At 71.8% G+C, this 20,871-nt stretch carries 19 protein-coding genes; 10 read left to right on the top strand and 9 right to left on the bottom strand.

Annotated features, from left to right (window positions below):
• Entirely contained in the window at positions 1-987 is a 987-nt protein-coding gene (locus AB0I15_RS54715) for an aldo/keto reductase (protein ID WP_358115662.1), read from the bottom strand.
• A gap of 11 nt (positions 988-998) precedes the next feature.
• A complete protein-coding gene (locus AB0I15_RS54710; RefSeq protein WP_358115660.1) occupies positions 999-1,208 on the bottom strand; it encodes a hypothetical protein in 210 nt (69 codons plus the stop codon).
• A gap of 103 nt (positions 1,209-1,311) precedes the next feature.
• On the opposite strand from AB0I15_RS54710, the gene AB0I15_RS54705 reads away from it, so the two are divergent.
• On the top strand, positions 1,312-2,169 hold the full coding sequence (locus AB0I15_RS54705) for a helix-turn-helix transcriptional regulator (protein ID WP_358115657.1): 858 nt from the start codon (positions 1,312-1,314) through the stop codon (positions 2,167-2,169).
• Positions 2,170-2,179: 10 nt separating this feature from the next.
• Here AB0I15_RS54705 and AB0I15_RS54700 read toward each other — a convergent pair whose 3' ends face one another.
• The 4 genes from AB0I15_RS54700 to AB0I15_RS54685 all read right to left on the bottom strand — a co-directional run bounded on the left by AB0I15_RS54700 (position 2,180) and on the right by AB0I15_RS54685 (position 6,455).
• Positions 2,180-4,081 (bottom strand): hypothetical protein, encoded by a 1,902-nt coding sequence (locus AB0I15_RS54700; RefSeq protein ID WP_358115654.1) that lies wholly within the window; start codon positions 4,079-4,081, stop codon positions 2,180-2,182.
• A gap of 159 nt (positions 4,082-4,240) precedes the next feature.
• Entirely contained in the window at positions 4,241-4,858 is a 618-nt protein-coding gene (locus AB0I15_RS54695) for a pentapeptide repeat-containing protein (protein ID WP_358115651.1), read from the bottom strand.
• A 56-nt stretch (positions 4,859-4,914) separates the two neighbouring features.
• The gene (locus AB0I15_RS54690) at positions 4,915-6,075 is read right to left on the bottom strand and encodes a cation:proton antiporter (protein WP_358115649.1); all 1,161 of its coding nucleotides are present in this window, start codon (positions 6,073-6,075) and stop codon (positions 4,915-4,917) included.
• Positions 6,076-6,083: 8 nt separating this feature from the next.
• A complete protein-coding gene (locus tag AB0I15_RS54685; protein ID WP_358115647.1) occupies positions 6,084-6,455 on the bottom strand; it encodes a TrkA C-terminal domain-containing protein in 372 nt (123 codons plus the stop codon).
• Positions 6,456-6,963: 508 nt separating this feature from the next.
• Here AB0I15_RS54685 and AB0I15_RS54680 point away from each other — a divergent pair.
• The 3 genes from AB0I15_RS54680 (at position 6,964) to AB0I15_RS54670 (ending at position 9,202) form a co-directional block, all read left to right on the top strand.
• On the top strand, positions 6,964-7,608 hold the full coding sequence (locus AB0I15_RS54680; RefSeq protein WP_358115644.1) for a response regulator transcription factor: 645 nt from the start codon (positions 6,964-6,966) through the stop codon (positions 7,606-7,608).
• 96 nt (positions 7,609-7,704) lie between these two features.
• Positions 7,705-8,121, top strand: coding sequence for an ATP-binding protein (locus AB0I15_RS54675; RefSeq protein ID WP_358115642.1), 417 nt, complete (start codon positions 7,705-7,707; stop codon positions 8,119-8,121).
• Positions 8,122-8,191: 70 nt separating this feature from the next.
• The gene (locus AB0I15_RS54670; RefSeq protein ID WP_358115640.1) at positions 8,192-9,202 is read left to right on the top strand and encodes a PAS domain S-box protein; all 1,011 of its coding nucleotides are present in this window, start codon (positions 8,192-8,194) and stop codon (positions 9,200-9,202) included.
• Between the two features lie 75 nt (positions 9,203-9,277).
• On the opposite strand, the gene AB0I15_RS54665 is transcribed toward AB0I15_RS54670, so the two are convergent.
• Entirely contained in the window at positions 9,278-10,474 is a 1,197-nt protein-coding gene (locus AB0I15_RS54665) for an acetate kinase (protein ID WP_358115638.1), read from the bottom strand.
• Positions 10,450-12,753: a phosphoketolase family protein gene (locus tag AB0I15_RS54660; RefSeq protein ID WP_358115635.1), complete on the bottom strand. Its 2,304-nt coding sequence runs from the start codon at positions 12,751-12,753 to the stop codon at positions 10,450-10,452. The genes AB0I15_RS54665 and AB0I15_RS54660 overlap by 25 nt, the downstream gene beginning before the upstream one ends.
• 54 nt (positions 12,754-12,807) lie before the next feature.
• Here AB0I15_RS54660 and AB0I15_RS54655 point away from each other — a divergent pair, with 54 nt between their 5' ends.
• The 5 genes from AB0I15_RS54655 (at position 12,808) to AB0I15_RS54635 (ending at position 18,964) form a co-directional block, all read left to right on the top strand.
• The gene (locus AB0I15_RS54655; protein WP_358115632.1) at positions 12,808-14,514 is read left to right on the top strand and encodes an IlvD/Edd family dehydratase; all 1,707 of its coding nucleotides are present in this window, start codon (positions 12,808-12,810) and stop codon (positions 14,512-14,514) included.
• Positions 14,515-14,670: 156 nt separating this feature from the next.
• Positions 14,671-16,302 carry a glucose-6-phosphate isomerase gene (gene pgi, locus AB0I15_RS54650; protein WP_358115629.1) on the top strand — a complete coding sequence of 544 codons (1,632 nt, stop codon included), beginning with the start codon at positions 14,671-14,673 and terminating at the stop codon, positions 16,300-16,302.
• Between the two features lies 1 nt (position 16,303).
• A complete protein-coding gene (gene zwf, locus AB0I15_RS54645) occupies positions 16,304-17,671 on the top strand; it encodes a glucose-6-phosphate dehydrogenase (protein WP_358115627.1) in 1,368 nt (455 codons plus the stop codon).
• 27 nt (positions 17,672-17,698) lie between these two features.
• Positions 17,699-18,052: a spore germination protein GerW family protein gene (locus AB0I15_RS54640; protein ID WP_358115624.1), complete on the top strand. Its 354-nt coding sequence runs from the start codon at positions 17,699-17,701 to the stop codon at positions 18,050-18,052.
• 276 nt (positions 18,053-18,328) lie between these two features.
• A complete protein-coding gene (locus AB0I15_RS54635; RefSeq protein ID WP_358115621.1) occupies positions 18,329-18,964 on the top strand; it encodes a LysE family translocator in 636 nt (211 codons plus the stop codon).
• A 68-nt stretch (positions 18,965-19,032) separates the two neighbouring features.
• Here the strand turns inward: AB0I15_RS54635 and AB0I15_RS54630 are convergent, their stop codons facing one another.
• The gene (locus AB0I15_RS54630; RefSeq protein ID WP_358115619.1) at positions 19,033-19,755 is read right to left on the bottom strand and encodes a VIT1/CCC1 transporter family protein; all 723 of its coding nucleotides are present in this window, start codon (positions 19,753-19,755) and stop codon (positions 19,033-19,035) included.
• Between the two features lie 220 nt (positions 19,756-19,975).
• Between AB0I15_RS54630 and AB0I15_RS54625 the strand changes: the two genes are divergently transcribed.
• The gene (locus tag AB0I15_RS54625) at positions 19,976-20,860 is read left to right on the top strand and encodes a Gfo/Idh/MocA family oxidoreductase (protein WP_358115616.1); all 885 of its coding nucleotides are present in this window, start codon (positions 19,976-19,978) and stop codon (positions 20,858-20,860) included.
• The last annotated feature ends 11 nt before the right edge of the window (positions 20,861-20,871 follow it).

Below are 20,871 nucleotides of genomic sequence, written 5' to 3'. Positions count from 1 at the left end.
TCAGCGGCCGTCCAGGCGGTGGAGGTCGTCGCCGTAGATGTCGGGGCTGCGGTCGACCTCCCCGACGAAGTCGCCGGGAAAGCCCAGCTCGAACTCCACCGCCGACTCCAGCCGCCGCATCGCCTCCTCCGGCAGCTCCACCGCCGAGGCCCCCAGGTTGTCCTTGAGCTGCTCGGCGCTGCTCGCCCCGATGATCGGATGCACCCCGCGCCGCAACGCCCACGCGAGCGACACCTGCGAGGCCGTGACGCCCAGCTCGCCGGCCACCTCCAGCACGGCCCGGACCACCGTCCGGTCCCGCTCGGAGATCGCGTCGGGCGACACCCGCGAGGCCGCCGCGCCCGGCTGGGCGTACCGGCCGGACAGCACGCCGCGCGCGAGCACCCCCCACGCCGCCACGCTGATCCCGTACGCCCGCGCCATCGGCAGCAGCTCCCGCTCCGCGTCCCGCTGCAGCAGGCTGTAGGGCACCTGCAACCCCGCGAACGGCGTCCACCCGCGCCACTCCGCCAGCGTGTTGGCCCCGCTGACCACCCACGCGGGCGCGTCGGACATCCCGGTGTAGAGCACCTTGCCCGCGCGGACCGCGTCGTCCATGGCGCGCATCGTCTCCTCGATCGGCGTATGCCGGTCCCAGACGTGCACCCAGAACAGGTCGATGTAGTCGGTACGCAGGCGCCGCAGGCTCCGCTCCAGCGACAGCGTCAGGTTCTTGCGGTGGTTCCCGGCCGCGTTCAGGTCGGTGCGGTCGCGGGTGGGGGTGTACTTGGTAGCCACGACGAAACGGTCACGGCGGCCCTCCAGGAGCTCGCCGACCACGCTCTCGCTGTCGCCGTACATGGAGGCGGTGTCCACGACGTTGCCACCGGCCTCGGCGTACAGGTCGACGACGCGCCGCGCCTCGGCGGACGGCTCGTGGTAGGTCATCGCGCCCAGGAACATCTCGGAAACCCTGAGCCCGGTACGGCCCAGCAGTCGGTAACGCATCACAAAACCTCTCAAGCCTGATAGGGACTGGTCGGCCGGGCCTCGCGCAGGGCGCCGCTGTACCGGCCGAGCCGGTCCAGCGGCGCGCCGGCCAGGTCGATGACGTCCAGGCCGGGCAGCCCACGCGTGCGCGCCCGCTCCGTGAACCCCCGGGTGAGCGCGGGGACGAACCGCGTTTTGCGGACGCCGCCCGTGATCACCGCCGACCTCATGTTCGTCATGGCTCCCAACCTGCCCAATCTCCGCCCGCGGAGGAAGGCCGGGCGGAGACTGGCCCTGGGAGGGCCACGATAAGGACCGCGCCGGGACCCTAGACTCGGGGCCGTGAGCGACAACGAGCTGGGCGCCTACCTGCGCGTCCGCCGCGAGGCCCTGCAGCCCGCCGAGGTCGGGCTGCCCGGCGGCAGCAGGCGGCGCACACCCGGGCTGCGCAGGTCGGAGCTCGCCACGGTGGCCGGGGTGAGCGTCGAATACCTGACCCGGCTGGAGCAGGGCCGCGACCGCAACCCCTCGGTCCAGGTCCTCGTCGCGCTCGCCGAGGCGCTGCGCATGACCCCGGAGGAGCGCATCCACCTGCGCCACCTGGCCAAGATGACCAACGGCGGCATCGAGCTGTGCCCGGCCGCGGGCCAGATGCCCGCCCGCGTCGTGCGGCCCACCGTGCACGCGCTGCTCGACCGGCTCGAGCCCGCGCCCGCCGTGCTGCTCAACCGGGTGGGCGAGGTGCTCGCCCACACCGCCGGGTTCGAACGGCTCTGCGGCCCCATCGGGCTGCTCGACGGCGAGGGCCCCAACCTCTTCTACCACCTGTTCACCGACGCGCGGGCCCGCACCGCCTACCCCGACTGGGACCAGGTCGCCGACGAATACGCCGCCACGTTCAAATACGAGGCCGGCACCGACGACCCCTACGCCGGCGAGCTGATCGACGAGCTGTCGTTCGCCGCCGGTGAAGCCTTCACCGGGCGCATGGCCGGGCCGCCCATGCCGCCCCAGATGGCCCCCGTCCAGCGCATGGCGCACCCGCAGGCCGGGGAGCTGCGGCTGGCCCGCGAGGCGCTCGACGTGTCCGGCGGCGAGCAGCGCATCCTCGTCTACCTGCCCGCCGACGCCGCCACCTCGGCCGCCCTCGACCGCCTCACCGGCCGCCTGCCCGGCGCCCTGCGCGCGGTCGGCGGCTGAGCCCCGGCCCTCACGCGCGCCGCAGCGACCTCGTCAGGCCGGCGGCGATCGTGGTGGCCAGCACCCAGCCCGCCGCGATCAGCCCGTACGCCAGCCACTGCGTCCCGCCGCCCGGGTTGAACGCCCTCTCCTGCCCGAAGTCGATGATCGGCAGCAGCAGGTCCAGCGCGTAGATGAGCGCGTTGAACTCCGGCGCTTCACCCCGCTTCAACGGCGGCGGCTCGACCAGCGTGAACACCAGCGTCCCCAGGGCCAGCAGCGCCGCCAGCCAGCCGGCCGCGCGCAGGGGGCGGAAGCCGTACCCGACGGTGACGTCCTGGAGGTGGCCCCAGAACCTGGCGTACCCCGGCAGGACGGCGCGGTGCTGCCGCTGGCTGGCCAGGAGCGTGTCGCGGGCGTCGGCGTCGCTGCCCAGCCGCCGGTACATCGCGGCGAGCTGCTCGTAGGCGTTCGGCAGGTAGCCGTCGGGCTCGCGGCACAGCCAGTCGAGCCTCCTGGCGGCCGGGAGCATGGGCTCCAGCACCTCGTACGCCAGCCCGTCCATGCGCAGCTCGTCGGGCCACACCTCGGGATCGTCGCGCAGCACCCCGATCCGCGCGTGCCGCAGCTCGACCGTGCCCCGGATCGGCTTGGCGGTCCGCAGCGCCAGCTCGCGCGTCTCCATCCGCCAGCATTTGAGCGCCTCGTCGCCCGGCGCCTCCAGCGTGGCGTCGTTGAGGCACAGACGGCTGCCGATCTGGGCGTTGGTCAGCCGGATCCGGCCCTGCGCGGAGAAGCCCTCACACAGGTTGAGCACCTTGCCGACCGTGATCCCGTTGGCCGACAGCGCCGCGCCGCCGGGGTTGGCCAGCCGGGCGCCCTCGAAGTGGACGGGGCCGGTGACGGAGGCGTCCAGCAGGCTGATCTCGCCCTCCGCCGACATCCCGTCGCGGGCGTGCAGGGCCCCGTCCACCACGATGCCGTCGCCGGCCAGCGCCAGGCCGCCCGGGCTGCGCAGCCGCGCCCCGTCCAGGGAGAGCGTGCGCAGGGTGGCCGACTCCAGCCAGATGATGCCCTCGGCCTCGACCAGCGAGAGGAACAGGCCCCCTTCTGCGTTCAGCCCGCCGCCGCGCAGCGCCAGGGCGCCGGGGTTGCGCAGCCGCGAGCCGCGCAGCGTGAGCGGCCCGCTGACCCGGGCGAAGCGCAGGCTGAACTCGCCCTCGACCTCCATCGCCCGCGCGAACAGCCCCACCTGGATGACCATGTTGGACCCGCCGAACGCCATCCCGCGCGGGGCCCGCAGGCGGGCGCCGTCGATGTTGACGGCCGCGCCGATCCTGGCCGCGGTGAGGATGATCTCGCCGTCGCAGGAGAAGCCGTCCTGGGCACGCAGGTGGCTGCCGACGTCGAGGTGCTCGGCGCTGATGGCCGCGCCGTCCGGGTTGTCGAGGTGGGCGCCGTTGAGCGTGAGGTTGCCGTTGACGCGGGCGCTGGGCAGGCGCAGCTCACCGGTGACGTGGCAGCCGGTCAGGCGCAGGTTCCCCTCGACCTGGATGTTCGAGGCGATCAGGCCCGGCAGCCTGGAGCCGGCGAAGCTGAGGAAACGGGTGCGGGCCTGGTAGAGGTCGGGGGCCTGGTCGAAGGCGCAGTCCTGGAACGTGACCGGGAAGTCGATCTCGGCGAACGCCAGGTGGAGCAGGCCCGTGATCCGCGCCCCGACCAGGCGCAGGCCGGGTTTGTCGGCCGGGTCGGCGTATTCGGCGAGCAGCAGGTCCGCCAGCACCTCCGCCCGGACGCTGCGGCCCGGCTCCCACGAACCGGCGTGGGCGGGGGAGTCGTGGGCCGGGTTGCCCGAGCGCAGGTCCACTTCCTGCCCGCGGGCGACCGCGGCGGAGACGGCCTGCTCGGCCGGCGTCAGTTCAGCGATACGCACACGGACATACTGGGTGAAGCACGGGCGGGGCGTGCCGGGAATGGCCCTTATTCGCGGGCATCGGGGCTCACGCCTCGCGCGGCGTCGCCACCCGCGCCCGCCTCGGCCTGGTCACCCGCGCCCGCATGGGCCTGGTCACCCGCGCCTGCCTCAGCGCGGTCATTCGCGGACGTCGAACCCCAGAGCCCCGGCCACCACCATCGCCTGGAACGGGTCGATGACCGCGTCCTTGATCGAGACCGTGTGCGGATCGAGCGTGCTCAGGTCACTGCCGCGCAGGTCGCACCTGGTGAGGTCGGCCTCGCGCAGCCACGCCCCCGACAGGTCGGAGCGCCGCAGCCCGGCACCCTCCAGCCGGACCCCGGTCAGGTCGGCCTCGCGCAGCCGGACCCCGGTGAAGGCGCTGCCCCGCAGGTCGGCGCCGGGCAGCCCGACGTAGGACCAGTCGCCGCCCTCGACCTTCAGCAGCCCGTAGGTGCAGCCGTCGAACATGCTGCCCGTCAGCTTGCACCCCCTGAACGTGGCGTCGAAGAACGAGCAGCGCGAGAACGTGCAGTTGAGGAAGCGCGCGTCCTCGTGCACCGACACGTTGAACCGCACGTTCCTGAACTGGCACTCCTCGAACGAGGAGCCCTGGTTGACCAGCTCGGTCATGTCCACGTCCTGGAACAGCACCCGATGGTGGCTCTCGCCGGAGATCTCGAGGCTGTCCCAGTCGGCGGACCTGATCGTCTTCTCCGTGGGAGGCGCGGAGGCGCCGTGCTTGCGCTCTGCCATGCGAACAAACTAGCGGAACGGACTCTCTTTTTCGGGCTCGCCCTTCGCGCACGGCCTCAGGCGCGTTTGGCGATCGCGGTGATGAGCGGCTGTACGAGCTTGGCCGCCAGGGGGCCGAACGCCGCGAGGATCAGCACGTACGCCGCCGCGAGCGCGCCCAGGTCGGGATGAACGCCCGCGCCGACCGCCAGCCCGGCGATGACGATGTTGAACTCGCCGCGCGGGATGAGCGCGATGCCCGCCCGCGCCTGGCCCGCCTTGGCGATGCCCGCCCGTCTGGCCGCGTACGCGCCGGTCAGAAGCTTGGTGATCATGCTGACCAGGGCGAGCAGCGCCGCCAGGCCCGCCACCGGCAGGATCTTCGCCGGATCGGTCTGCAGGCCGAAGAAGACGAAGAACACCGCCGCGAACAGGTCACGCAGCGGCGCGAGCAGCGCCTGCGCGTCCTCGGCCAGTTCCCCGGACAGCGCGATGCCGACCAGGAACGCGCCGACCGCCGCCGACACCTGGAGCTGCTGGGCCAGACCCGCCACCAGCAGCGCCAGCCCGACGACCTTGAGCAGCAGCACCTCGGAGTTGGGGCTGGACACGAACGCCTCGATGAAGCGCCCGAAGCGCAGCGCCACGATCAGCACCACGCTGACCGTGAGCAGCGCGATGCCCACCGAGATGGCCCCGCTCACCAGGCTCAGCCCGGCCAGCATGGTCGTCAGGACCGGCAGGTAGACCGCCATCGTGAGGTCCTCGAAGACCAGCAGCGACAGCACGGTCGGCGTCTCCCGGTTACCGATCCACCCCAGGTCGGACAGCACCTTGGCGGTGATCCCCGACGAGGTGGCGTAGGTGACGCCGGCCATGGCCACGGCCGCCACGGGACCCCAGCCCAGCAGTAACGCGCAGATGGCGCCGGGGGCGGCGTTGAGCACCAGGTCGACGATGCCCGCGCGGGCGTTGCTGGTCAGGCTCGTGACCAGCTCGTCGGCGTTGTATTCGAGGCCGAGCGTGAGCAGCAGCAGGACCACGCCCAGCTCCGCGCCGATCGAGAGGAACTCGTCGCTCGTCGCCAGCGGCAGCACGCCGCCGGTGCCGAACGCCAGCCCGGCGATCAGGTAGAGCGGGATGGGGGAGATCCCGGCGCGCAACGCCAGCGCGCCCAGGACTCCCAGGCCAAGGAGGACAGCACCGAACTCGAGAAAAATGACAGCGGTATGGTGCACCCGCGGCCCTAACCGTGAGCCAGGATGTCGGCGACCTCGCCTGTGGTGTCCTCGCTGCCCACGACGACCACCACGTCCCCGATGCCGAACACGAAGTCCGGTCCGGGGCTGGCGAACACCTGCCCGCCGCGGACGACCGCGACGATGGAGGCGCTGGTACGCGTACGGACCCGGGCGTCACCCATGGGACGGCCCGCGTACGGGGAGCCGGCCGGGACGGGGAGCTGAACGCTGACCAGGCCCTCGACCTGCTGGTGCAACTGGTTGAGCCGCGCCACGATGCGGGGGGCTCCGAGGAGCTCGGCCAGGGCGTCGGCTTCCTCGTCGTTGAGCCTGACCGTCTGGCAGACCGCGTCCGGATCTTCCTTGTCGTAGATCACCAGGTCACGGCGTCCGGTGCGATGGGAGACGACGCCTACCCGCTGTCCTTTGCGGGTGGTGAAATCGTGTCGTAGTCCTATCCCCGGCAGTGCTGTTTGTTCGACCTCCACCTATCCCACCCGTCCAGATCCGCACATTTCCGGACAACCCTATCAATGGCATACCCCGCCAATGCCCGCACCACTTGTTGGCCTTGACGTTGTTTTCGAATGACTTCCCCTCATCCAACGCTCACCCCCTTCGAGGGACCCTGGCCCCGAGCGGTGGTGCGGTCACCTCTTTCGCCCGCTTCTCTCCCTTCGAGGGACCTCAGTCCGGGCGGTCGCGCGCCTTTCCTTCGCCCTCTTCCTCCGAAGGGCCTTGGCCGGTCGATGGGATGGACGGCAGGTGAGGTGGTGGTTCCCCTTCGTGTGCAAGCGGTGCCCATACGTGCGAAACTGCTGGTGCCCGAGCCGTCAACGCGGCGAACACGGCAACAGCAGCGGCGACACCAAAGGGACACACACCATGCCGACCGCCCCTCCGATCAGGCTGGTCCTCGTGGAAGATCACGCCATGGTCGCCGAGGCCATCGGCATGGCCCTCGCCCGCACCCCCGACATCGACGTCGTCGCCAAGGCGGGCAGCATCGCCGGCGCCCTGGCCGACACCAGCCGCTGCCAGCCCGACGTGGTCGTGCTCGACCGCCGCCTGCCCGACGGCGACGGCATCCTGGCCATCGAACAGCTCTCCGCCCTCGCCCCCCGCGCCCGCGTGCTGGTGCTCACCGCCGAGGCGACGGCCTCCGTGGCGGCCCGGGTGGTGGCGGCAGGCGGAGCGGGACTGGTGGTGAAGTCGTCCCGGCTGGGCGATCTGGAGTCGGCGGTGCGCGAGGTCGCGGCCGGCGGGGTGGTGTTCGCGCCCGGTCTGCTGCCCGGCGTGCTCGCCCGGCTCACCGGCCGTGCGGGGCACGTGGGCTCGGCGCTGACCGCGCGCGAGCGCGAGACGCTGCTGCTCCTGGCCGAGGGCGCCAGCACGTACGAGATCAGCGAGCGCATGGGCGTGACCCGCAACACGGCCCGCAACCACGTCCAGCACGTCCTGGAGAAGCTGGGTGCGCGTTCCAAGCTCGAGGCCGTGGCGTTCGCGCGCAGGGACGGACTGCTGGATTGACGCAAACGCACTAGACCGCTTCCCACACATGTATCAGTGCACATGGCGCGGTTGCGTCTCGTGACTGCTGGCCACCTCCCCGAAAGTAGATGCGTGGTGAGTAAGGAGGCGGAGCCGTACCTGGTGGACACGCGCTTGCCCAAGGAGATGAACAGCATCACGGTGGCGCGCGGCCTGGCCCGCCGGGTCATGGACGAGTGTGATTACCAGGGACGTTACGAGGACGTTCTGCTGGTGGTGTCGGAGTTGGTGACCAACGCGCTCGTGCACGGAGACGGATCGCCCGCCCTGCGCCTGCGGGGCACCCCCGCGCGGATACGGATCGAAGTGAGTGACTCGGGCACCGAACTGCCCGAGCCCCGTGAGCCCGGCCCGGCCAGCGGCTGGGGGCTGCACGTGGTCCGGCTGCTGTCCGCCGGCTGGGGCATCTCCCCGAGCGAGAGCGGCAAGGTGGTGTGGTGCGAGCTGGCCGCCGTGCTGGCGCCGCTTCAGGTCCGTCCCTCCGAGGCCTGATCGGGTTTGGTTCCCCCGCCGGGCCGTGAAAGGCTGCGGTATGCCCGCGCGTGACCAGCCGCAGGAGGATATGAAGCTCCTCGTTCAGAGCATCCGCGACTATGCCATCTTCATGCTCGATCCGGACGGCGTGGTCGTGAGCTGGAACATCGGCGCGCAACGGATCAAGGGCTACACGGCCGACGAGATCATCGGCACCCACTTCTCCGCCTTCTACCCGCCCGAGGACGTGGCGGCGGGCAAGCCGGCCATGGGTCTGCGCGAGGCCGCCGCCGAGGGCCGGTGGGAGGAGGAGGCCTGGCGCGTGCGCAAGGACGGCACCAGGTTCTGGGCCAGCGTGATCATCACCCCTCTCTACGACGACCACGGCGGCCTGCGCGGATTCGGCAAGGTCACGCGCGACCTGACCGAGCGGCGCAGCATGTCCAGGGCTCTGGACGAGCGCGGGGTGCTCCTCGCCCGCCTGGTGCAGGCGCAGGAGCGCGAGCGCCGCCGCATCGCCTCCGACGCGCACGACGACACCATCCAGTTCATGGTCGCGGTGGGGACGCGGCTGCGGCTGCTGAAGGAGAGCCTTCCCGACGAGTACGCCGCCGCCGTCGACGGCCTCGACGACGCCGTCGACGACGCCGTGCGGCGCCTGCGCGACCTGACCTTCAGCCTGCGCCCGCCCGGTGACGGACTGGTGGAGAGCCTGACCGGCTATCTGCGGCAGACGATGCCCGGCGCGGGCCTGACGTTCGAGCTGATCCACGACCTGGAGGGCGAGCCGCCGGCCGAGACCGTGATCACCGTCTACCGCATCTGCCAGGAGTCGCTGACCAACGTGCGCAAGCACGCCAGGGCCGCCGGTGTCGTCGTGGAGCTGCTCTCGCTGCACCGGGGGGTGCACGTCCGCGTCCGCGACGACGGTGTGGGCATCACCTCTAAAGACGGGCAGGTCGGGCATTTCGGGCTGGTGGAGATGCGGGAGCGCGCGGAGGCGGCGGGCGGCTGGTGGAACATCACCGGCGAGCCGGGCGTGGGCACGACGGTCGAGTTCTGGGTGCCCGCCGTGCCCCGCGCGCCACTGGACCTCTGACCGGCCGATCGGCTCGGCGGTCGGTTCGGCGATCGGCCGGGCGAGGAGCCGCCCGGGGTCCGGCCGGGCGATCGGTCAGGGGGCGTCGCCGAGCAGGTCCAGGGTCTGGCGGGCGATCTCCCACTCCTCGTCGGTCGGGATGACCAGCACGGCCACCTCGGCGTCCGGTGGCGACACCGTACGCTCCCGCGCCGCCCCGGCCTCGTTGAGCGCCGGGTCCACGACGATGCCGAGGCGTTCCAGCCCGGCCAGGGACGCGGCCCGCGTGGCGGCGTCGTGCTCGCCCACCCCGCCGGTCAGCACGATCGCGTCCACCCGGCCGAGCAGCGCGTAGTAGGCGCCGACGTACTTGCGGATCCGCCGCGTGTAGACCTCCAGGGCCAGCCGCGCCCGGGCGCCGTCGGAGGAGCGGGCGCGGGCGCGTACCTCGCGCATGTCGCCCGTGCCGGCCAGCGCGAGCAGGCCGCCCTCGCGGCTGAGCAGGTCCTCCACCCGCTGGGCGTCCAGCCCGTCCACACGCGCGAGGTAGCCGGCCAGCGCGGGGTCCACGTCGCCCGAGCGCGTGCCCATCACCAGCCCTTCGAGCGGGGTCAGGCCCATGGAGGTGTCCACGCTGCGCCCGCCGGAGATCGCGGTCGCGCTGGCGCCGTTGCCCAGGTGCAGCACGATCAGGTCGAGGCCGGCGAGGTCGCGGCCGAGCAGGGCGGCGGCGCGGCGGGAGACGTAGGCGCAGGAGGTGCCGTGGAAGCCGAAGCGCCGTACGCCGAGCCGCTCGCGCCAGTCGAGGGGCACCGCGTACGTGTACGCCTCCGGCGGCAGCGTGAGCTGGAACGCCGTGTCGAACACCGCCACCTGCGGCACCCCCGGGAACGCCGCGCGGGCGACCCGGATGCCGGTCAGGTTGACCGGGTTGTGCAGCGGCGCCAGCGGGGCCAGCTCCTCGATGGCGCCGATCACGCCGTCGTCGATGAGCGCCGCCTCGGTGAACCGCTCGCCGCCGTGGACGACGCGATGCCCGACCGCGACGGGGCTCGGCTCCGGCCCGGCCTCCTTGAACGCCTCCAAGACCGCGGCCAGCCCGTCGGCGTGCGTGGCGAAGCGGCCCTCGCGCTCGTACGGGGGCCCGTCGCCGGAATGGTGCGTGAGCCGGCCGCGTTCCTCGCCGATGCGCTCCACCACCCCCCGTGCCGGGCGCTCGCGGGTGCCGACGTCCACCAGCTCGTACTTGATGGACGACGAGCCCGTGTTCAGGACGAGGATGGGCCCGGCCATGTCCACGTCCTGATGTGCTCGGGGTCCTGCCCGTGGTCGCGCGTGTGGGCGCGGGCGTGCAGCCGCTCGTCGCTCATGCGCTGGCGCAGGTGCGCCTGCCGCTCGCCGAGCCCGGGGACGCGGTCGATGACGTCCATGACCAGGTGGTAGCGGTCGATGTCGTTGAGCATGCACATGTCGAACGGCGTCGTCGTGGTGCCCTCCTCCTTGTAGCCCCGCACGTGGATGTTGTCGTGGTTGTGGCGGCGGTAGGTGAGCTGGTGGACGAGCGACGGGTAGCCGTGGAAGTTGAAGATGATCGGCCTGTCCGTGGTGAACAGCGTGTCGAACTCGGCGTCGGACATGCCGTGCGGGTGCTCCGACGGCGGCTGCAGGCGCATGAGGTCCACGACGTTGACGACCCGTACCTTGAGTGAGGGGATGTGCTCGCGCAGCAGCGCGGCGGCGGCCAGCGTCTCCAGGGTGGGCACGTCGCCGGCGCAGGCGAGCACCACGTCGGGCGCGCCGCCCTGATCGGTGGAGGCCCACGGCAGGATGCCCAGGCCGCGCGTGTTGTGGGCGATGGCCTCGTCCATGGTGAACAGGTCGAGCACCGGCTGCTTGCCCGCGACGATCACGTTCACGTAGTCCCGGGAGCGCAGGCAGTGGTCGCCGACCGAGAGCAGCGTGTTGGCGTCCGGCGGCAGGTAGACGCGGACGACCGCGGCCTTCTTGTTGACCACCACGTCGAGGAAACCGGGATCCTGGTGGCTGAAGCCGTTGTGGTCCTGGCGCCACACGTGCGACGACAGCAGGTACGTCAGCGACGCCACCGGCCGCCGCCACGGGATCTTCCGCGACGACTCCAGCCACTTGGCGTGCTGGTTGAACATCGCGTCCACGATGTGGATGAACGCCTCGTAGCAGTTGAACAGCCCGTGCCGCCCGGTCAGCAGGTAACCCTCCAGCCAGCCCTGGCACAGGTGCTCGCTCAGCACCTCCATGACCCGCCCGCCGGGCGCGAGGTTCTCGTCCGTCGGGAGCGTCTCGGCGTTCCAGGCCCGGTCGGTGGCCTCGAACACCGCCGACAGCCGGTTCGAGGCGGTCTCGTCCGGGCCCATCAGCCGGAACGTGCGCGGGTTGGCCGCGATCACGTCGCGCAGGAACGCCCCCAGCACCCGCGTGGGCTCGCTCGACTGCGCCGCGGGAGCCTTGACCTCGACCGCGAGGCCGCGGAAGTCCGGCAGCCGGAGCGGCTGCAGCAGCTCGCCGCCGTTGGTGTGCGGGTTCGCGCTCATCCTGCGCGGGCCGCGCGGCACGGTCTCCAGGACCGCCTCGACCGGCCTGCCGTCCGGGCCGAACAGCTCCCCGGGACGGTACGAGCGCATCCACTCCTCGAGCATGGCCAGGTGCTCGGGGTTCTCGCGGACCTTGGACAGCGGCACCTGGTGCGCCCGCCACGTGCCCTCGACGGGCTTGCCGTCGACCTCGCGGGGTCCCGTCCAGCCCTTCGGCGTGCGCAGGACGATCATCGGCAGCCGCTCGGCGTCGCCCGCCTTGTACGCCGCCATCTCCTCGAACGCGGTGTCCAGCGCCCCCGCCATCTCCCCGTGGTCGGCACCGACCAGGTGGGGGCGGTAGCCGTACCCCTCCATGAGCCTGAGCAGCTCGGACTCCGGGATGCGGGCCAGGACGGTCGGGTTGGCGATCTTGTAGCCGTTCAGGTGCAGGATCGGCAGCACGATGCCGTCGCGGCGGCGGTCCAGGAACTTGTTCGAGTGCCAGCTTCCGGCCAGCGGCCCCGTCTCGGCCTCGCCGTCGCCGATGACGCAGGCCACCACCAGGTCCGGGTTGTCGAAGGCGGCGCCGTACGCGTGGGCGAGCGAGTAGCCCAGCTCACCGCCCTCGTGGATCGAACCGGGCGTCTCCGGCGCGACGTGGCTCGGGATGCCGCCGGGGAAGGAGAACTGGCGGAACAGCCGCCGCATGCCCTCCACGTCCTGCGACACGTCCGGATAGAGCTCCGAGTACGACCCCTCCAGCCACGCGTGCGCCACCGCCGCCGGGCCGCCGTGTCCTGGACCGGCGATGTAGATCAGGTCCTGGTCCCGCTCGCGGATCACCCGGTTGAGGTGCGCGAAGCAGAAGTTCAGGCCCGGCGTCGTCCCCCAGTGGCCCAGCAGGCGCGGCTTGATGTGCTCGGGCCGCAGCGGCTCGGTGAGCAGGGGATTGTCCAGCAGATAGATCTGCCCGACGGACAGGTAGTTCGCCGCCCGCCAGTACGCGTCCACATGGTCCATACCTCCCCTGCTTCCTCCAGGGGGCCGCACTGAACCCCCTATAAGGTGTCGGATATGGAATTGAGGAGTTCACGGTGGTATTCAGGAAATGACCGGAACTCCTACATCCATCGAGCGTGGATGCGGCGCGGGCTGCCGCAGGAGGCGTTCGAGGGCCGCAAACCGCACATCGCGATCGCCAACACCGCCTCCGACCTCACCCCCTGCAACTCCCACCTGAACGAGGTGGCCCAGAGCGTCACGCACGGCGTCTGGGAGGCCGGCGGCATACCGCTCAACCTGCCCGTCGTGTCGCTGGGCGAGACGAACGTGCGCCCCACCGCGATGCTCTGGCGCAACCTGGCCGCCATGGCCACCGAGGAGATGCTGCGCGCCAACCCCATCGACGGCGTGGTGCTGCTCGGCGGCTGCGACAAGACGATCCCCTCGCTGCTGATGGCCGCCGCCTCCGTGGACCTGCCCGCCGTCGTGATGCCCGGCGGCCCCATGCTGACCGGCCACTTCCGCGGCGCGCCGCTCGGCTGCGGCACCGACGTGTGGCGCCTCAGCGAGGAGGTACGCGCGGGCACGCTCTCCCGCGAGGCGTTCCTGCGGTCCGAGTCGTCCATGATCCGCAGCCGCGGGCACTGCAACACGATGGGCACCGCCTCCACCATGGCCTGCATGGCCGAGGCGCTCGGCATGACACTGCCCGGCACCGCCGGCACCCCCGCCCCCGACAGCCGCCTGCTCGAACGCTCCCACGAGAGCGGCCGCCTGGCCGTCGAGCTGGTCAGGGAGGGCCGCCGCCCGAGCGAGGTGATGACCAGGGGCTCGTTCCTCAACGCCATCGTCACCCTGGCCGCCGTCGGCGGCTCCACCAACGCCGTCGTCCACCTGCTGGCCATCGCCGGCCGGCTCGGCGTCGAGCTGAGCCTGGACGACTTCGACCGCACCGGCGCGGGCGTGCCGCTCCTGGTCGACCTGCAGCCCGCCGGCCGGCACCTGATGGACGACCTGTTCAGGGCGGGCGGCCTGGCCGCCGTCCTCAAGGAGGTCGAGGACCTGCTCGACCCGGCCGCGATCACCGTCACCGGCCGGCCGCTCGTCGAGCACCTGGCCGGGGCCGACATCTGGGACGAGGACGTGATCAGGCGCCGCGCGAACCCCCTGCTGCCCGACGCGGGCATCGCCGTCCTGCGCGGCAACCTCGCGCCCCGCGGCGCCGTCATCAAACCCGCCGCCGCCTCACCCGAGCTGCTGCGCCACCGCGGCCGGGCCGTCGTCTTCGACAGCGTCGAGGACGTGTACGCCCGCCTCGACTCGCCCGACCTCGACGTGGACGAGACCTCGGTGCTCGTCCTGCGCGGCTGCGGTCCCAAGGGCTACCCGGGCATGCCCGAGGTCGGCAACCTGCCGCTGCCCGCCAAGCTGCTGGAGAAGGGCGTGCGCGACATGGTCCGCATCAGCGACGCCCGCATGAGCGGCACCGCGTACGGCACCGTCGTCCTGCACACCGCGCCCGAGGCGGCGGCCGGCGGCCCGCTGTCGAAGGTGCGCACCGGCGACCCGATCGTGCTCGACGTGGCCGCCCGGCGGCTCGACGTGGACGTGCCCGACGCCGACCTGGCCGCCCGGCAGCCGGTCATGAACGGGCACGCCCAGCCCGTACGCGGCTGGGAACGCCTCTACGTCGACCACGTCACCCAGGCCGACCGCGGCGCCGACCTCGACTTCCTCATCGGCTCCAGCGGCGACCACGTGGGCCGCGAATCCCACTGACCCGAATCCCGCAGGCCCGGCCGGGCCGCCGAGCCGACGGAACCCACTGAGCTGATAAAACTCCGCTCCGCCATGCGCGGAATCAACCGCGCCGGGTATGGGGTTGCGGGACGATGAGACCGGCATGATCGGTTTGACGACGCGAGGAGGACGAGCGTGAGCGGCGACATCACCCAGAGCCAGGAGTGGGCGGCCCTGGGCAAGCACCACGAGGAGCTGGCGGGCAGGCGGCTTCGCGAGCTGTTCGCGGAGGATCCCGACCGGGCCGGGCGCATGACGGTGACCGCCGGCGACCTCTACCTCGACTACTCCAAGCATCGCGCCACCCAGGAGACCCTCGGCCTGCTGGTGGCCCTGGCCGAGCGGGCGGGGCTGCGCGAGCGGATCGAGGCCATGTTCCGCGGCGAGCACATCAACGTCAGCGAAGACCGGGCCGTCCTGCACACGGCGCTGCGCATGCCCCGCAACGCCGAGCTCGTCGTCGACGGGCAGGACGTCGTGGCCGACGTGCACGCCGTGCTCGACAAGATGAGCGGCTTCGCCGACCGGGTGCGCTCCAAGGAGTGGAAGGGCGCCACGGGCCGGCCGATCGAGACCGTCGTCAACATCGGCATCGGCGGCTCCGACCTCGGCCCCGCGATGGCCTACGAGGCGCTGCGCGACTACGCCGACGCCGGCATCGCGGCCCGGTTCGTCTCCAACATCGACCCCGCCGACATCACCGGCAACCTGACCGGCCTCGACCCCGCGACCACGCTGTTCGTGGTCAGCTCCAAGACCTTCACCACGCTCGAGACCCTCACCAACGCCAGGGTCGCGCGCCGGTGGCTGGTCGACGCGCTCGGCGAGGACGCGGTCTCCAAGCACTTCGTGGCCGTCTCCACCAACGCGGCCAAGGTCGCCGAGTTCGGCATCGACACCGACAACATGTTCGGCTTCTGGGACTGGGTCGGCGGCCGCTACTCCTACGACGGCGCCATCGGCCTGTCCCTGATGATCACCGTCGGGCCCGAGCGGTTCCGCGAGATGCTGGCCGGCTTCAACGCCATCGACCAGCACTTCCGCACCGCCCCGTTCGCGGCCAACATGCCCGTGCTGATGGGCCTGCTCGGGATCTGGTACAACGACTTCTTCGGCGCCGAGACCCGCGCCGTGCTGCCCTACAGCCAGCGGCTGCACCGCTTCCCCGCCTACCTGCAGCAGCTCACGATGGAGTCCAACGGCAAGTCCGTGCGCGCCGACGGCACCCCCGTCACCGCCGACACCGGCGAGATCTGGTGGGGCGAGCCCGGCACCAACGGCCAGCACGCCTTCTACCAGCTCCTCCACCAGGGCACCCGCCTCGTGCCGGCCGACTTCATCGGCTTCGCCGAGCCCCACGAAGACCGCGAGGGCATGCACGACCAGCTCACCGCCAACCTCTTCGCCCAGACCACGGCGCTGGCGTTCGGCAAGACGGCCGAGGAGATCGCCGCCGAGGGCACGGCGCCGGAGATCGTGCCGCACAAGGTGATGCCGGGCAACCGTCCCACCTCCACGATCCTCGCGCCCAAGCTGACCCCGTCCACGCTGGGCCAGCTCGTCGCGCTCTACGAGCACATCGTGTTCGTCGAGGGCACGATCTGGGGCGTCGACTCCTTCGACCAGTGGGGCGTCGAGCTGGGCAAGAAGATGGCGCTCGACCTGGCGCCCGCGCTCGTCTCCGAGGAGCCGCCCACCACCTTCCCCGACCCCTCCACGGGGCAACTGATCCGCAGATACCGCGAGCTGCGCGGAAGGCGGGTCTGACATGGGGGAGGCGGGCGCGCTCGTCCTGTTCGGCATCACCGGTGACCTCGCGCGCAAGATGCTCCTGCCGGCGCTCTACCACCTGACCGCCGAGAGCAGGCTCGACCTGCCGATCATCGGCGTGGCCAAGACCGACATGGATCTCGACGGGCTGCGCGACTTCGCCCGCCAGGCCTGCGGCGGCCCCGACGACGCGGCGTTCGAGAAGCTGGCGGGCAACCTGCGGCTGGTCTCCGGCGACTACCGCGACCCCGCCACGTTCGCCGAGCTCCGCGAACAGACCGAGGGCAAGGGCTTCCTCGTCCACTACCTCGCGGTGCCGCCGGTGCTGTTCTCCGTGGTCGCCGAGGGCCTGGCCGGGGCGGGGCTCAACCACGAGGCCCGCCTCGTCGTGGAGAAGCCGTTCGGCGAAGACCTCGGCTCGGCCCGCGAGCTCAACGCGGAGCTGCTCAAATACTTCGACGAAGACCATTTGCGCCGGGTCGACCACTTCCTGGGCAAGGAGCCGGTCGAAGACCTCATGGTCTTCAGGTTCGCCAACATGCTGCTCGAGCCGATCTGGAACCGCGCCCACATCCGCAGCATCCAGATCACCATGGCCGAAGACTTCGACGTGCGCGACCGGGGCGGCTTCTACGACGCCAACGGTACGATCCGCGACGTGGTCCAGAATCACCTGCTGCAGTTGCTGGCCATCCTCGCCATGGACCCGCCGCCGTCCACCGACGCGCGGGCCCAGCTCGACGAGAAGTGGCGGGTGCTGCGGGCGGTCCAGGCCATCCAGCCCACCGACGTCGTACGCGGCCAATACGCCGGCTACCTCGACACCCCCGGCGTGCGCTCCGGCTCCACCACCGAGACCTACGTCGCCCTGCGCGCCTACATCGACAACTGGCGCTGGGCCGGGGTGCCCTGGTGCATCCGCTCCGGCAAGGCCCTGCCCACCACCGACCTGGAGATCGTCGCCGAGCTGCTCCGGCCGCCGGTGACGATGTTCGGCAGCGACGGCGCCCCCGACAGCCCCAACCTCATCAGGTTCCGGCTGCAGCCCGACGCCGGGGTGACCTTCGACCTGCTGGCCAAGGAGCCGGGCAAGATGCACGCCAGGCCCGTGCCGGTGAGCGTCGACTTCACCAAGGTGCTCGGGCCGATGGAGGCCGCCTACGAGCGCATCCTGGCCGACGCCATCAGCGGCGACCCGCGCAGGTTCGCCAGGTTCGACCTGGTGGAGGAGTCGTGGCGGATCGTGCAGCCGGTGCTCGACCTGCCGGAGCAGCCGTTGCCGTACACGAAGGGCTCCTGGGGCCCCGAGCCGGCGGAGGACATCGCCCCGGGCGGCTGGCACGAGATCTCCACGACATTCGACTGAGCCGCCCGGCGGGGTGACGATGGTGGCATGGACTTCATGGAGCTGGTGGAACAGTCGAAGGACGCCGCGACCGTCAAGCGCGTCTTCGGCGAGCCGATCCAACACGGCGACATCATCGTCATCCCCGTCGCCCGCGTCGCTCAGGGGGGCGGCGGCGGGCAGGGGCAGGGCAAGGGGGAGAAGGGCGAGGAGGGAGGAGGCAGCGGCGGCGGGTTCGGGTTCGGCGCTACGCCCGCGGGCGTGTTCGTCGTCAAGAACGGCGACGCGGTGTGGCGGCCCGCGGTCGACGTCAACCGCATCGTCATCGGCGGCCAGGCGGTGGCCATCGTTCTCCTGCTGACCCTGCGCGCCATCTTCAAACGCCGCCGCCGCAAGCGCTGACCCCCCGCACGGGCCCGTAGACCCCCTCAGGCACCGGCCCTCGACCGATCGGCCGAGGGCCGCCCACGCGAGCTGCCAAAGGCGGCACCGCCGAGCATCACTGAGGGATGCCCCCGCCCCCCGCGCTCAGGCCGCCGGCATGCTCGGGACACCGGCATGCTCGGGAGGTCGGTGCGGTCGGGCGGCCGGCACGTTTGGGGCGTTGGTGTGCTTGGGCGCCCGCGTGCCTTGGGGCCTTGATTCTCTTGGATGGTGGGCGCTCATAAGGTGGACGCCATGACGTCAATGACGCAGATCGTGGCATTCGGTGGAGTGGTGCTGCTCGGGGCGATCTCGCCCGGCCCCGATTTCGCGGTCGTGGTGCGCCGGTCGGCCGTGTCGGGGCGCGGGCATGGCATGGCGGCCGCGGTGGGGATCGCCGTGGGGGTGTCCGTCTGGGTGGTGGCGGCGGCCACGGGCATAGCGGCGCTCCTGGCCGCCTCGGCCATGGCGTTCACCGTGGTCAAGGTGGTCGGTGCGGCCTATCTGCTCTATCTCGGGATCAAGGCGCTGCGTTCGGCGTTGCGCGGGGGAGGGGAGCTCATGCTGGACGTCCCCGACCCGGGTGGGCGCGGCTCCTGGGCGGCGTTCGCGGAAGGACTCCTGACGAACGTGCTCAATCCCAAGGCGGCGCTGTTCTTCGTGGCCCTGGTCCCGCAGTTCGTCAGCTCGGGCGCGACCTTCAGGGACACGCTGGTGTTCTCGGCGGTGGCGCTGGGCGGGACGGTCGCGTGGTTCCTCGTGGTGGCCAACATCGTGGGCACCCTCCGCCAGGTCTTCGCCCGACCGGCCGTCCGCAGGACCGTGGACGGCCTGACCGGCGCCGCCCTCATCGGCCTCGGCATCAAACTGGCCGCCACCAACCGCCCATAGCCCGCCACCGTTACATGCGGGAGATCGTCACCATCCAGGGCGTCGCCGCATCCAGGGCGGCGTCACGGCTAGGACACCGTGACGCCGAGGAGGTGGCCCAGCCCGTACGTGACGGTGGCCGCGCCCACGCCGAGTGCGAGCTGCCGTAGCCCGCCCAGCCACCACGGCCGGGCGGTCATCGCCGCCACCGCCGACCCGAACCCGAACAGCGCCACCACGCTCGCCACCAGCGCCACCACCAGCCCCGACGCCCCAAAGAGGAACGGCACCAGCGGCACCAGCGCCCCCGCCGCGAAGGCGCAGAACGACGAGCCGGCGGCCACGTACGGCGACGGCAGGTCGTCCGGGTCGACGCCGAGCTCCTCGCGCACGTGCACCCGGAGCGCCTGCTCGGGATCCGCCGACAACCCCTTGGCGACGCGTTCCGCCAGGTCGGCGTCGAGCCCGCGGGACCGGTAGAGGGCCGCCAGCTCGGCCTGCTCGCCCACGGGGTTGCGGGCCAGTTCCCGCCGCTCGACGGCGATCTCCGCCCGCATCAGCTCGGTCTGGGACTTCACCGACGTGTACTCCCCGGCCGCCATGGAACAAGCCCCCGCCACCAGCCCGGCGAACCCGGCCAGCACCGCCCCCTGCCCGGCCCCCGCGGCGCCGACGACACCGGCGATCAGCGCGAAGTTGGACACGAGCCCGTCCATCGCCCCGAACACCGCGGGCCGCAGCCAGCCACCGGTCACGTCGCGGTGGCGGTGGTGCCGCTCAGGGGAGTGCGGTCGGTCGAGCTCGATGGTCATGCGTGCCCTCCAATAATTGTCCTTATGTCGTAAATGTGGCATATCCGCCACAAGATCCGCAACGAAGGAGAGGCTTCCCTGAGCTGCGCAAACCGCTTTCACGACGGGGTTGGAAGCCCGGCAGGCGGCACGGAGAATCGGCCGCGCGGGCCCCGCCGTGGACGCGCTGCCATGATGGTCTGCACTTCCGACAGCCGTGCACGAAACGGAGACCACCACCGTGCGTATCGCTCTCGCCGGGCTCGCCACCAGCCACCCCTACACCGACGCCCGCACCCTGGCCCGCCACGCCGAGCTCGTCGTCTGGGAGCGGGATCCCGAGCGGCTGCGGCGCTTCACCGACGAACACCCCCAGGTCAAGGTGGCGGGCAGCCTGGAGGAGGCGCTGGCGGGGCCGCTCGACGGGGTGGTGCTGACCGTGCCCAACCCGCAGGTGCCGCAGGCGCTGGCCAAGGTGCTGGAGACCGGGGCGGCCTGTTTCGTGAACAAGCCCGCCGCCGCCAGCCGCGAGCAGCTCGAGCGGCTCGACCGCCTGCCGATCCACGACCGCGTCCTGTCCGGCTCGGTGCTGCGCTTCGCGCCGGCCTTCGCGGGGAGGCGGGTCGAGCGGGACGAGGTGCTGGCCGTGCGGGCGACCGTACGGCATGACGTGGGGATGTGGGCCAACGGCTACAACGCCTGGCAGGACACGCCCGGCGAGGGCGGCGGGACGATGGTGACCATGGGGATCCACGGCGTGGAGTTGCTGGTGGCGCTGCTGGGACCCGACGTACGGCTGGCGGGGGCCGCCGGGGCGAGGCGGCACTACCGGACGCTGCGATCGGAGGACACCGGGGTCATGGCGCTGCGCTGGGACGACGGCATCACCGGCACGGTCGAGATCCTCGGCGTCTCCGAGTCCGAGCAGTACAGCGTCACCCTGCACAAACGCGACTCCACCGAGACGATCGTGATCGAGTGCGGCGACGATCCGATCAGGGGCCTCGGGTACGAGGGCACGATCGAGGCGTTCCTCGCCATGGTCGGCGGAGCGCCCAGCCCGGTGCCGTGGCGGCAGACGAGGGCCGTGCTCGACGTGATCATTTCCGCACGTGAGGCCGTCTGAGCGGGCCCTGC

Origin of the sequence: Nonomuraea sp. NPDC050643 (genome assembly GCF_040654715.1) — a bacterium.
GTDB lineage: Bacteria > Actinomycetota > Actinomycetes > Streptosporangiales > Streptosporangiaceae > Nonomuraea.
This window is presented reverse-complemented; position numbering and strand designations above follow the sequence as displayed.